General features: G+C 64.1%; 11 protein-coding genes. 2 read left to right on the top strand and 9 right to left on the bottom strand.

The genetic code is table 11. From position 1 onward, the window contains the following. Window positions 1–179 precede the first annotated feature (179 nt). The 5 genes from QCE73_RS07620 to QCE73_RS07640 all read right to left on the bottom strand — a co-directional run bounded on the left by QCE73_RS07620 (window position 180) and on the right by QCE73_RS07640 (window position 6,152). Entirely contained in the window at window positions 180–431 is a 252-nt protein-coding gene (locus QCE73_RS07620; RefSeq protein ID WP_309881939.1) for a hypothetical protein, read from the bottom strand. A 73-nt stretch (window positions 432–504) separates the two neighbouring features. Further along, window positions 505–3,204, bottom strand: coding sequence for a DNA ligase D (gene ligD, locus QCE73_RS07625; RefSeq protein ID WP_309880510.1), 2,700 nt, complete (start codon window positions 3,202–3,204; stop codon window positions 505–507). A 17-nt stretch (window positions 3,205–3,221) separates the two neighbouring features. After that, window positions 3,222–4,118, bottom strand: a complete 897-nt coding sequence (locus tag QCE73_RS07630) for a Ku protein (protein ID WP_309880511.1) — start codon at window positions 4,116–4,118, stop codon at window positions 3,222–3,224. A gap of 313 nt (window positions 4,119–4,431) precedes the next feature. Further along, entirely contained in the window at window positions 4,432–4,983 is a 552-nt protein-coding gene (locus QCE73_RS07635) for a DUF6013 family protein (protein ID WP_309880512.1), read from the bottom strand. A 152-nt stretch (window positions 4,984–5,135) separates the two neighbouring features. Then, entirely contained in the window at window positions 5,136–6,152 is a 1,017-nt protein-coding gene (locus QCE73_RS07640; protein ID WP_309880514.1) for a zinc-binding alcohol dehydrogenase family protein, read from the bottom strand. Between the two features lie 99 nt (window positions 6,153–6,251). Here QCE73_RS07640 and QCE73_RS07645 point away from each other — a divergent pair, with 99 nt between their 5' ends. Further along, entirely contained in the window at window positions 6,252–7,208 is a 957-nt protein-coding gene (locus QCE73_RS07645) for a LysR substrate-binding domain-containing protein (protein WP_309880516.1), read from the top strand. Window positions 7,209–7,255: 47 nt separating this feature from the next. After that, on the top strand, window positions 7,256–8,095 hold the full coding sequence (gene serB, locus QCE73_RS07650; protein ID WP_309880517.1) for a phosphoserine phosphatase SerB: 840 nt from the start codon (window positions 7,256–7,258) through the stop codon (window positions 8,093–8,095). 650 nt (window positions 8,096–8,745) lie between these two features. Here serB and QCE73_RS07655 read toward each other — a convergent pair. The 4 genes from QCE73_RS07655 to QCE73_RS07670 all read right to left on the bottom strand — a co-directional run bounded on the left by QCE73_RS07655 (window position 8,746) and on the right by QCE73_RS07670 (window position 12,849). Then, window positions 8,746–9,945 carry a cystathionine beta-lyase gene (locus QCE73_RS07655; RefSeq protein ID WP_309880518.1) on the bottom strand — a complete coding sequence of 400 codons (1,200 nt, stop codon included), beginning with the start codon at window positions 9,943–9,945 and terminating at the stop codon, window positions 8,746–8,748. 70 nt (window positions 9,946–10,015) lie between these two features. Beyond that, the gene (locus QCE73_RS07660) at window positions 10,016–10,669 is read right to left on the bottom strand and encodes a hypothetical protein (RefSeq protein ID WP_309880520.1); all 654 of its coding nucleotides are present in this window, start codon (window positions 10,667–10,669) and stop codon (window positions 10,016–10,018) included. A 10-nt stretch (window positions 10,670–10,679) separates the two neighbouring features. Further along, the gene (bktB, locus tag QCE73_RS07665; RefSeq protein WP_035500974.1) at window positions 10,680–11,864 is read right to left on the bottom strand and encodes a beta-ketothiolase BktB; all 1,185 of its coding nucleotides are present in this window, start codon (window positions 11,862–11,864) and stop codon (window positions 10,680–10,682) included. A gap of 61 nt (window positions 11,865–11,925) precedes the next feature. Further along, window positions 11,926–12,849 carry a sugar kinase gene (locus QCE73_RS07670; protein ID WP_309880522.1) on the bottom strand — a complete coding sequence of 308 codons (924 nt, stop codon included), beginning with the start codon at window positions 12,847–12,849 and terminating at the stop codon, window positions 11,926–11,928. Window position 12,850: the final 1 nt, after the last annotated feature.

Below are 12,850 nucleotides of genomic sequence, written 5' to 3' on the forward strand. Positions count from 1 at the left end.
CATGGCGGGGCAAAGAAGGCGAGCATCGGAAGGGCTTACCGGTTTGCGCGTGCCATGTATTGCGCGCATCGGTAGAAAAAACGCGGCAAACGATAGCTTCAATACTCGCTCATGATCAACGGTTCATTCTACGCAAGCGGCCCGTGCGGTGCCATTCGCGAAGGTTTTCACCGTTCGGTTCACCGCTTGACCGGGCTCCCTTCATCGCTGTTCACGTTTGCGTGTTCGTCGCGCTGCGTATCGCGTTGATAGTCGTCGCCGCCCCGCCGGTCCGTATCGACCAGACCGCGTTCGATGTCCTCATGCGCCTGCATGCCGACGTCGCGCGGTTCATGTTCATGCTGCGATTCGACGCTCTGATCCGCCTCGTGAGGCAACGGCGCGTTCGATGCATCGTCGTGCGTTTGGGTCGCGCGATCCTTGCTCGCCATCTCGCGTCCGCTATCGGGCGCGCTCGCGGGCGTCGTGTTCGTCTGCTTCATCTTCGTCTCCCTGTGTGAACGCTCACTTGCGTGAGCCATTCATGCCGAGCCGCTTCTTCATCTCGGCCGTAAGCCGTTGACGCGCCTTGTCATAGCCCGCCCACGGATCGCCTTTCAACGCATCGAGCCGCTCGCGCACGTTGCCGATGTTCCATTGATCGCCGCTTTTCACTTCATCGAGCTCGTCCCACGAGAGCGGCATCGATGCGCCGAGCCCCGGCCGTGCGCGCAGCGAAAACGCCGCCACGGTGCTCGACCCGCGGTTGTTGCGCAGATAGTCGATGAAGATCTTGCCCTTGCGGTTCTGCATGCCCATCTTCGCCGAGAAGAGCTTGGGCAGCGCGCTCGCCATGTGCTGCGCGACCGCCTGCGAAAAGTCCTTCATATCGTCCCAGCCGGCCTGCTTCGCGAGCGGCACGACCACATGAAAGCCCTTGCCGCCGCTCGTCTTGCAGAACGACGTGAGACCGAGTTCGGCGAGCAGGTCCTTCGTCAGCTTCGCGGCCTCGATCATGCGTTCCCAGCCGACGCCTTCGCCCGGATCGAGATCGAACACCATGCGATCCGGCTTCTCGATGTTCGATGCCACCGCGTTCCACGTATGCAACTCGATCGTGCCCATCTGCGCGGTGCCGACGAGCGCTTGCGACGATTCGATCGTGAGCAGCGGCGGATGCCCCGGATCGATATCGGCATGCTGCGTGATATGCGGAATCGCGAGCTTCGCGCTGTGCTTCTGAAAGAACAGTTCGCCGCCGATATCTTCGGGCGCGCGCACGAGCGACACCGGACGATCCTTCAGATGCGGCAGCATCCAGTCGGCGACGGACGCGTAATACTCGACGACATCGAGCTTGGTGAAGCCGCTCGATTTGTCGATCACACGATCCGGATGGCTGATCTTCACGCCTTCGATTTCCGCCGAGCCCGCTTTGGCTTTGGAAGCGGTCTTCTTTGCAGGCGCCTTTTTCGACGCCACTTTCTTCGCCGATGCCGGCACTTCCTTCACGATCTGACGCGCGGGTTTATCGTCGCGCAGACTGACGAACGAGGCTTGTCGCACGATGCGCTCCTTGGTCCATTCCGCGAAATTGCATTCGGCCACGAGTTCGGGCTTCACCCAATGCACGGGCGTACGGCTGCGTTCCTGCGGCTCGCTCGCAAACGGCATGCGCTTCACTTCGCGCTTGTCGAGTTCCTTCTTCACCGCGACGAGCGTCGCGTGATCGAAGCCGCTGCCCACGCGACCCGCGTACTGCAACTTGCCGTGCGTGTCGTACACGCCGAGCAGGAGCGCGCCGAACTGCCCGCGGCTGCCCGACGGCTCCGAATAACCGCCGATCACGAACTCCTGCCGGCGACGGCACTTGAGCTTGATCCACGAGGCGCTGCGCCCCGACACATACGTGCTGTCGATCCGCTTGCCGATGATCCCTTCGAGCGCCATGTCACAGGCGCTTTTCAGGAGATCGTCGGCGTGAAAGTCGAAGTCCTGCGAATAGCGCAGAACGGGATCTTCCACCGGCTCGATGAGCGCCTTCAGGATCGCGCGGCGCTGCACGAGCGGTACGTTGCGCAGGTCGTAGCCGTTCAGATAAGGCACGTCGAAGAAATACACGACGATGTCCTGCGGGCGTCCCACATCGAACGCGTTTTGCAGCGCCTGAAAATCGGGCAGGCCGCGATCGTCGAGCACCACGGCTTCGCCGTCGAGCCAGCCGCTTTCGATATCGAGCCGTTCGAGCGCCTTCACCTGCTTCGAAAACTTCGCGGTCCAGTCGTTGCCGTTGCGCGTGTAGATCAGAATCTCGTGCTTGCCCTTGATGGTGTCGATGCGCGCGAGCACGCGATAGCCATCGAATTTTATTTCGTAGGCCCAATCATTTCCGGGCGGCGCGGCATCGACAAGTGTCGCGAGTTGCGGCTTGAAGGTCGCAGGCAGCTTCGCCTTTACCGCGCCTTCGATCGCCGGCTCGTGCGACAACGTGCGCAACGACTCGGCGCTGCGATTCGCGACGATATCCGGATGCGCGTGTCCGTTCGCTTTCTTGCTGGCCGTTTTTCGTGCCGGCGCTTTCTTCGCGGCGGCCTTGCGTTCGGTGCGTTCGCGTACCGCGCCGCTTTTGTCGCGCGCACCGAGCGATGTCGACATCACGCTGCCCGGCTTCTTCAGCAGGACGTCGTATTCGGCTTCGGGACGCGCTTCGTCGTCGCGTTCCTTGATGAGCAGCCATTGCTCCTTGTCGCCGCTGCCGCGCATGTGACTCTTCACGAGCGTCCAGCCGCCGTGCAGCTTTTCGCCGTCGAGTACGAACTTGAGCTTGCCTTTCTCGTACTCGCGCGCGGCTTCCTCGACAGTGCCCGACTGCGGCGCCCACGTCCCGCGATCCCACACGATGACGCTGCCCGCGCCGTAGTTGCCCTCGGGAATATCGCCTTCGAACGAGCCGTAGTCGAGCGGATGATCCTCGACATGCACCGCGAGCCGCTTGACCGAAGGATCGAGGCTCGGTCCTTTAGGCACCGCCCATGATTTGAGCGTGCCGTCGAGTTCGAGACGGAAGTCGTAATGAAGACGGCGCGCGTCGTGTTCCTGGATCACGAATGACAACGCGTGATCCGCGGACTTCCTTGCGCGCGCACTCCGCTTCGCGGCGCCGGAGGGCTCGGGCGTCTTGTCGAAGGTACGCTTGCGCTGATAGGTTTCGAGTTTGTCAGCCATCGTCGTCTATGCGTGACTCACGCGCGTTTGCGACGCGTCGTCTTGCGTGCCGGACGCGCCGTTTCCTCGCTGGTATCGTCGTCGGACGGCGCGGCCTTGCTGCCGCGTTTCGCCGGGGCGCCCTTCTTCAGACTGCGCTTGAGCAATTCCGACAGATCGAGAATTTCAGCGGATGCCTTTTGCTCGCCGCCCTCCTCGACCTTCATGACTTCGGCGACCTTGCCTTCCTTCACCTTCTTGTCGACGAGCGCCATGATGTCGTCCTTGAAGGTTTCTTGATACTTGGCCGGATCCCACGAGTCGCTCATGTCGTCGATGAGACGCTTCGCCATTTCCAGTTCCTTCGGCGTGACGCCGGCCTTCTTGGTGTCTTCGTCGGGGAACTTGAACTCGCTGAAGTCGCGCACTTCGTCGCCCCAGCGCAGCGTGTTGAGCGCGAGCGCGGGGCCGACCGGAATCAGCGCCGCCAGATGCTGCTTGTTGTGCAGCACGACGCTCGCGATGCCGACCTTGCCGGTGTCCTTCAGCGCGTCTCGCAGGAGCGCGTAGACTTTTTCGCCCTTGCGATCGGGCGCGAGATAGTACGGCGTATCGAGCGAGAGAAACGAGATGTCGGGCGCGTCGACGAAAGCGAGAATGTCGACCGTCTGCGTCGATTCGGGATTGGCCGCGCGGATTTCGGCGTCGGTCATCACCACGTATTTGCCCTTCTCGTATTCGAAGCCGCGCACGATGTTGTCGCGCGTGACTTCCTTGCCCGTGTTCTTGTTGATCTGCTTGTAGCCGATCGGATCCATCGAGCGCTTGTCGAGCAGATTGAAGCCGACCTTCTCCGACTGCGTCGCCGGATAGAGTTGCACGGGCACGTGGACCAGCCCGAAGCTGATCGCGCCTTTCCAGATCATGTGCGGCATCGCGGCACCTTCGCTGTCGGATCGAGTCGATGGATACGCCTAAGCGCGTGTGCCAAGGCGGTTTTCGCGCCGGCAATCAGCGCGGTATCGGATGCAATCGCACGAAGCGTGCCAAGAGGTGTGCGAGCGCCGATCCGCGCGGCATCTGGGCAAATGCGTTTACGCGCCAAGCGATTCGCTGCATCGATCTGTAAGCTTTACTGACGATGCTCGTCCGCGGGAAATTTGAGCCGGCCCGAAACAAAGACCGTTAGTTGCAGACGACGCTTCTAAAAAAGCGCCGATCGGAAATCGGCGCGTCGGACAGTGTCGGTTATTTGCGGTTCGCCGTGACGGTCAACTGCGTGCCGTCGTCGAGCGTGACGGTTTTCTTGGAGCCGGTGGACGTCGGCATCGAAAAACGCACGATCTGGCTGAAGCGATTATCGACCGGACATTGCACGGTCTTGCCGCCCACGGTCACCTTGCTCGTGCCCTTCGGCGCGTAGGCGCGAAAGCTGATCTGCACATTCGCGGAACCATTGTCCGCGACGACCGGCGCGAAGCGGATCTGCACCTGCCGCACCGCCTGCCCGTCCGCGCTCTTCGGCACCGACGCCGCCTGCGGGCAAGCATCCGGCACGGCCTGCGCGCCGCCCGGCGCCGAGCCCTGCCAGGTGAAGTCATCGGTCTGGCCGGAACGGATGGTGCGCGTTTCCTGCTCGTTGCCGAAACTCTTCGACGTCATCTTCACCGTGTACTTGATGGGACCGTCATTGGGCGCTTCGGAGAGAACCTTGATGCCTGGCGTCGCGTGGGCGGTCGCCGCGAACATTGCGAGCGCGGCGACGGAAACGATGCGACGAACGACCGAACGACGATTCATGCCGCCACCTCCGTATCGAGCGCTGAGGAAGGCCGGCGCCGCGAGGCGCCAGCGTGCTGTAGGGCGGTTTCAGTCTAGCGCCCCGCATGGCGGCTCATCCTAGTGGAAAACCCGCGTGCGCTGCAATGTCGATGACGTTCGTCAACGCGCGCTCAGAAGCCGGTCAGAACGAGCTTGCCGACCGTGCGCCCTTCTTCCAGCAGCCGATGCGCCTCGCGCAGATTCGCCGCGTCGATCCTGCCGAGATCGCGTCCGAGCGTAGTGCGGATCGTGCCTGCGTCGATCAGCCGCGCCACTTCGGAAAGCAGCTTGTGCTGCTCGATCATGTCGGGCGTCTTGAACATCGCACGCGTGAACATGAACTCCCAGTGAAACGCCGCGCTCTTCGATTTCAGCAATTCGACCGGCAGCGGCTTCGCGTTCTCGACGATCGTCGCGATCGCGCCTTGCGGCTTGATGACTTCGGCGGCGGCGGGGAAATGCTTGTCGGTGTCGTTGAAGATCAGCACGTAATCGACTTGCGGGAAGCCGATATCCTTCATCTGCTTCGGGATGTCCCCGAAGTGATCGACGATGTGATCCGCGCCGAGATCCTCCGCCCATTTCGCCGATTCGGGCCGCGAGGCCGTGGCGATCACCTGAAGCTTCGCGACGCGCTTGGCGAGCTGGATGCCGATCGAGCCGACGCCGCCCGCCCCGCCGATGATCAGCACCGACTTGCCCGCGTCCTTGCCTTCCGCCGACACGCGCAGCCGGTCGAAGAGCGCTTCCCACGCGGTGATGGTCGTGAGCGGCAGCGCGGCGGCGCAGGTGAAATCGAGCGACTTCGGCTTCGCGCCGACGATGCGCTCGTCGATCAGATGGAACTCGCTGTTCGCGCCCTGGCGCGTGATGTCGCCCGCGTAGTAGACCGGGTCGCCCGCCTTGAACAGCGTGGCCTCGGGACCGACCGCCTCCACGACGCCTGCCGCGTCCCAGCCGAGCACGCGCGGCACTGCTTCGACCTTGTCCTTCGGCGCGCGCACTTTCGTGTCGACGGGATTGACCGCGATCGCCTCGATTTTCACGAGCAGGTCGCGGCCCGTCGGCACGGGCTTGTCGAGCTCGATATCGACGAGCGATTCGGGATTGGAAATCGGAAGGTAGCGCGTCAGGCCGATGGCTTTCATGTGTGTGCTCCGTGAAGTGAGTTTGCTTCGATCTTAGTGCGCGATGGCCATCTCGAAAACCGTCATAATCGATGAAACATTTTTCGGGAAATCCATCGAATGGCGAGCGATCCCCTGACGGACGGCGCGACACGTGAGCGGCTCGATCTGCTCGACGTCGGCCTGTTCATGCGAGCGGCGGCGCTGGCGAACCTGTCGGCGGCGGCGCGTGAGTTCGGGTTGTCGCCGGCGGTGGCGAGCGCGCGCATCGCCGGGCTGGAACGCATGCTCGGCGCGCGGCTTTTGCATCGCACGACGCGGCGCGTCTCCGTCACGCAGGAAGGCGAGATCTTCGCGGCGCACGCGCGCGAGCTGCTCGACGCCGCCGAGGCCGCGCGTGCCTCGGTCGGGCAGGCGCGTGAGCATCCGCATGGCCGCCTGCGCGTGACGATGCCCTCGTCGCTCGGCCGCCAGCACATCTCGCCGCTGATGCCCGCGTTTCTGCGCGCGTATCCCGGCGTGAGCGTCGATCTGCGCATGACCGACCAGATCGTCGATCTCGTCGATGAAGGCATCGACCTCGCGATCCGTATCGGCGCGCTGAAGGATTCGACGCTCGTCGCCAAAAAGCTCGCGAGCAACCGGCGCGTGCTGTGCGCGTCGCCCGCATATCTCGCCGCGCACGGCACGCCGCGTCATCCGGCCGATCTCGCCGGGCACGAATGCGTGATACTCGCCGATCAGCGCGACTGGAGTTTCGTGACGCCGACCGGCGTGATCGATGTGCGCGTATCGGGGCGGCTCGTGACGGACAACGGCGAAGTGATCCGCGATGCGCTCGCGGCGGGCGTCGGCATCGGGCTCAAATCGACGTGGAGCGTCGCGCCGCTGATTGCGAGCGGCGAGCTCGTCACCGTGCTCGACGACTACCCGCTCGCGCAGACGGTGGCGATCTGGGCCGTGTATCCGAGCCGCGCGTTCGTGCCGCCGAAGACGCTCGCGTTCATCGACTTTCTGGCGGCGCAGTTCGGCGAGCCGCCTTACTGGGACGTCGATCCTGCGCGCGTGCAGCGCTGAAGGTTCTTTACAATGGCGGTTTCCGCCTTCAAGCGTTTGCCCCGCCGATGAACCTCGTCATTCAAAGTCCCAGCCCCATCTCCGATTCACATCTGCGGCCGCTCGCGGCCCTCGCGCGCTCGCGAGAGACGCAACGCGCCGACGACACGCTGCTGCGCCTGATCGACGCCGATCCGCTCCAGCGTCCGGATATCGACGCCTACTGCGGCGCCCATGCGCTCGATTACGCTTACGTCGATCCGAACGCGCAGCTCGCCGATTTCGGCCTCGTCGCGATGGATATGGACTCGACGCTCATCACGATCGAATGCATCGACGAGATCGCCGATTTTTGCGGGCTGAAGGCCGAGGTCGCGGCGATCACGGAAGCGTCGATGCGCGGCGAGATCAAGGATTTCAACGAGAGCCTCACGCGGCGCGTCGCGCTGTTGAAGGGCCTCGACGCGGGCGCGCTGGAGCGTGTCTACGAGGAGCGGCTCAGGCTTTCGCCGGGCGCGGAACGCATGCTCGAAGGCGCGCGCGCCGCCGGTCTTAAGACGCTGCTCGTGTCGGGCGGGTTCACGTTCTTCACCGAGCGTCTGAAGACGCGCCTCGGGCTCGATTACACGCGCGCGAACACGCTCGAAATCGTCGATGGGAAGCTGACTGGGAAGGTCGTCGGCGACGTCGTGAACGCGGATGAGAAGGCGCGCACGCTGATCGACACGTGCGCGAAGATCGGCATCGAGCCGAAGCGGGCCATCGCGATGGGCGATGGTTCGAACGATCTCAAGATGATGGCCGAAGCGGGGTTGTCGGTGGCGTTTCGGGCGAAGCCCGTTGTGAGGCAGTCGGCGAGTGTCGCGTTCAACTTCGTTGGGCTCGATGGGTTGTTGAGGCTTTTTTGATCGATGTATGGGTGGGTTTTTTTTGCTGGATCCCGTATTCGTGTCGGTCTATTAGCACTGCCCCTGTGCGGGGCGGCAGTCACTTTCTTTGCTGCTGCAAAGAAAGTAACCAAAGAAACAGCTTCTCACCGCCCGCGGTCACACGCACGTTGGCCATGCTTGCCAGCCGCCAATGGCCCTCGCCTAAGTGTCGCCCCCAAAGGCCCAATTGGGCTTGGCTCGCGCACGGTCTGACGCGCTAGTGAATTAAGCGTGCTGGTTCAGCGCCAAATAGCATCGGCACAGCGCTGCGCGCTGCCGTTGGATATGCGAGGGAAACAGTCGAGAAGAAGCGCACGCGCACCCGATTGACCCATCGGCCGCGAAGCGGGCCGGAGCTATTTGGTGCTGAACCAGTGTGTTATGCGGTGCGGTGAGTCAGACCGTGCGCGGTCCAAGTCTTTGTCTGCTTGCGGGGGCACTCGCTACTGCCGGGCCATTCAGCCAATCGTCTGTGCCGCGGCCGGTGTGAAGTGCTTAGGCTGGGGATAGCTGTTTCTTTGGTTACTTTCTTTGCAGCAGCAAAGAAAGTGACTGCCGCCCCGCACAGGGGCAGTGCTAATAAACCAACACGAATACGGGATCCAGCGAAAGCCCCAAAAATCCGTCGGTCAACCAAGCGCTTTGCCCAGCGCCCCCTCCAGATCCGCCCGCAAATCCGCCTCCGCTTCCAGCCCGACATAAAACCGCACCAACACCCCTTCATGCGGCCATTGCGACGCAGTGCGCATCGACGAAATGTTGTAAGGCATCGCGAGACTGTGCGCGCCGCCCCAGCTCCAGCCGATCGAGAACAGTTCGAGCGCTTCGACAAAAGCATCGACTTGCGAAGGCGTATAACGGCCATCGAACACGATCGAGAACAAGCCCCCCGCGCCGCCCTTGAAATCGCGCTCGTAGAACGCGTGCCCCGGACAATCCTCCAGCGCCGGATGCAGCACCGCCGTCACTTCGGGGCGCGTCTTGAGCCATTTCGCGAGCGCGAACGCGGTGCGGTCGTGCGCTTCGTAACGCGCCTTCATCGACGGCAAGCTGCGCAGCACGAGCGATGCATCGTCCGCCGATACGCCGATGCCCATTCTCATGCGCGCGCGCTTCAGCTTCTTGTGCAGCTCCGGATCGCGCGTGATGGTCGCGCCCATCAGGATGTCGCTGCCGCCCGACTGATACTTCGTCAGCGCCTGCACGGAAATATCGACGCCATGTTCGAACGGCTTGAACGCGAGGCCCGCGGAATACGTGTTGTCGATCGCCGTGACGATGCCCTTCGCCCGCGCGACAGCGACGATCGCCGGCACGTCCTGCACTTCCATCGTCACCGAGCCGGGCGCTTCGAGCCAGATCAGCTTCGTGTTCGGACGGATCGCATCGGCGATGCCCGCGCCGGTCATCGGGTCGTAGTAAGTCACTTCGAGCCCGAAATCGGCGACGAGCCAGTCGGCGTGATCGCGGTTCGGCGAATAGGCGTTGTCGGGCACGAGCACGTGGTCGCCCGCCTTCACCAGGCCGAAGTAGACATTGGAGATCGCCGCCAGCCCGGACGGCTGCAAGAGCGCGTACTCGCCGCCTTCGATCGTCGCGAGGCGCTGCGCGAGCGCGATGGTCGTCGGCGTGCCGTGCAAGCCGTAGCGCCACTTCGAATCGTCGCTCCAGACGAGCGAGCGCATCGTCGCGAGATCGGGGAACACCACCGTCGAAGCGCGCGCGACCGGCACCGAGAACGACTCGAAGCCAGGCGTGATGCGATCCTCGGGCTGCACGATGCGCGTCTGCAGGTCGCGGTCGAGGGCGTTGTTGCTGGAATCGGTCATGAGGTCGATTTGAAGCGAAATAAGGAAAAGCCGCCGCCGGAAACACGCGGCGGCGTGAAGACGAGACAGCCTATTCGCCGATGATGACGTTGCTCGTGCCGCCGACAGAATTCTTCGGCGGCGCGGGCGGAGCAGGTTCGAGCGACGGCGCAGCCGGCGCCTTGGCCGCGCCCATCGGCGGCAAGGTCTTGCCGGGCACCGCCGGGCGCAGATCGAATGGCTGCGCGTTCGATTCGTCCGGGTCCATGCGCTCGCCCGACACACTGCCGTCCGCCGCGAACTTGCCGACCCAGTTGCCCGTGATATGCGTGCCGTCGTTCGATTCCTCGATCTCGAGCGTGTCGCCGTCGCGATCGCCCGCGACCAGAATCACGTTCGGGCTGCCCGCGAACTTGTATTCGCCATGCACGCCTGACGGCTCGTCGGTTTTCGCGCCGAGCTTCATCTCGATCTGCCTGTCGCCGAGCGTGCCGACATAGCGCGGAAAACGCGCGTATTCCGGATTCGGCGTCAGCGGCTTCTGCGGCGGCAGCGCAAGCTCCTTGATGGCGGCCTGCGCGCCGTGCGCATCGGCGCCCGCCGGTTCGCGCTGATCGGCTGGAATGACACCGGACGCGCCGGACGAACCCGACGGCATCGGCGAATTGCAGCCGGCCAGCGCAAGCAGCGCGGCCGAGATCGCGAAGGCCGCGAAGACGCGCGGCCCGGTCTTGCTTTGCGTCATCCTTCGTCCTTCAAATGCGCTCGAAGATCGCCGCGATGCCCTGCCCGCCGCCGATGCACATCGTCACGAGCGCGTAACGCCCGCCGATGCGCTGCAGCTCGTACAGCGCCTTCACGGTGATGAGCGCGCCGGTCGCGCCGATCGGATGTCCGAGCGAAATGCCCGAGCCGTTCGGATTGACCTTCGCGGGATCGAGCTTCAGTTCCTGCGACACGGCGCACGCCTGCGCGGCGAACGCCTCGTTCGCTTCGATGACATCGAGATCGTTCACGGTCAGGCCCGCGCGTTCCAGCACCTTTTGCGTCGCGGGAACCGGGCCGATGCCCATGATCTTCGGATCGACGCCCGAATGTGCGTAGGCGACGAGGCGCGCGAGCGGTTTCGCACCGCGCTTTTCCGCGACGCCGCGTTCCATCAGCACGACGGCCGCCGCCGCGTCGTTGATGCCCGACGCGTTGCCCGCCGTCACCGTGCCGTTTTCCTTCACGAACACGGGTTTGAGCTTGGCGAAGTCTTCGGCGGTCGCGTTCATGCGCACGTGCTCGTCGCGGTCGAACACGGTGTCGCCCTTCTTCGACGCGAGCGTGATCGGCAGGATCTGTTCCTTGAAGTAACCGGCTTCGGTCGCCTTCGCCGCGCGACGATGCGATTCGAGCGCGAGCGCGTCCTGCATCTCGCGCGTGATGCCGAACTTCTGCGCGACGTTCTCGGCCGTCACGCCCATGTGGATCTTGTCGAACGGATCGTTCAGCGCGCCGACCATCATGTCGACGATGCGCGTGTCGCCCATGCGCTGGCCGAAGCGCGCGGCGGGCATGATGTACGCCGCGCGGCTCATGTTTTCCGCGCCGCCGCCGATCGCGACATCCGCGTCGCCGAGCAGAATCGATTGCGACGCCGAGACGATCGCCTGCAGTCCCGAGCCGCACAGGCGGTTCACCGTGAGCGCGGGCGCGTCCTGCGATACGCCGCCGTCGAGCGCCGCGACGCGTGCGAGATACATGTCGCGCGGCTCGGTATGAACGACGTTGCCGAACACCACGTGGCCGACTTCATCGCCCGCGACATTCGCGCGCGAAAGCGCCTCGCGCACGACACGCGCGCCGAGATCGGTCGGAGAGAAGTCCTTCAGCGCGCCGCCGAAATCGCCGATTGCCGTGCGCACGCCGCTTACCACCACTACTTCACGTTGCATGTTGCCATCTCCGCTGGTTGTGTTGATCTGGTAACTCGTAACTCGTTCGATGATCGGTTCGTCACTCGCCGAGCGCGCGCTCGACGGTGGCTTTATCCGGGATCGGTGCGACCGCGCCGAAGCCTTGCGTCGACAAAGCCGCCGCGACGTTGGCGTAGCGCGCCGCCATGAAAGGATCGTCGCCCGCGACGATGCGCGCGATGAACGCGCCGCCGAAGCAATCGCCCGCTCCGGTCGCATCGACCGCCTTCACGACGCGGCCCGGCACGACGCGCCGCTCGTCGGGTGTCGCGATGTATGCGCCTTCCTTGCCGAGCTTCAGCGCCACGACCTTCGGGCCGAGGTTCAGCAGCGCGTCGACGATCGCGTCCTTGTCTTCGTGGCCCGTGAGCAAGGTCACGTCGTCCCAGCTCGGCAGACAGATATCCGTCGAGCGGATTGCTTCGAGCATGACGGCGCGTGCGCGTGCGAGCGGCCACAGCTTCAAGCGCAGGTTCGTGTCGAAGCTGACCTTCACGCCGTGCGTGCGCGCGTGATCGATCGCGGCGAGCGCGGCGTCGCACGCCGCTACGCCGATCGCGAGGCTGATGCCCGACAGATGCACGACCTTCGCGGCGGCGATCGCGTCGAGCGGCAGATGCGATGGCGCGTAGCGGCTCGCCGCCGAGCCCGCGCGCAGATAGTCGAAGCGATGCCCGTTCTCTCCGTGCGACACGAAGTAGACGCCCGTGGGAGCGTCGTGGTCCACGCGAACCGTCGAGGTATCGACGTTTTCCGCACGCCACAGATCGAGCAGCAATTGCCCGAAGTGATCGTTGCCGACTGCCGACACGAAGCCCGTCGCCGCGCCCTGGCGCGATGCCGCGATCAGGAAGTTGGAGACATCGCCGCCGAAGCCTTGCAGATAGTCAGGCTGATCGCGCGTCGACTGATTGAACTCGATCATCGCCTCGCCGAGCGCGAGAATGTGCGGCGTTTGCGGCATG

Origin of the sequence: Caballeronia sp. LZ029 (genome assembly GCF_031451275.1) — a bacterium.
Classification (GTDB): domain Bacteria; phylum Pseudomonadota; class Gammaproteobacteria; order Burkholderiales; family Burkholderiaceae; genus Caballeronia; species Caballeronia jiangsuensis.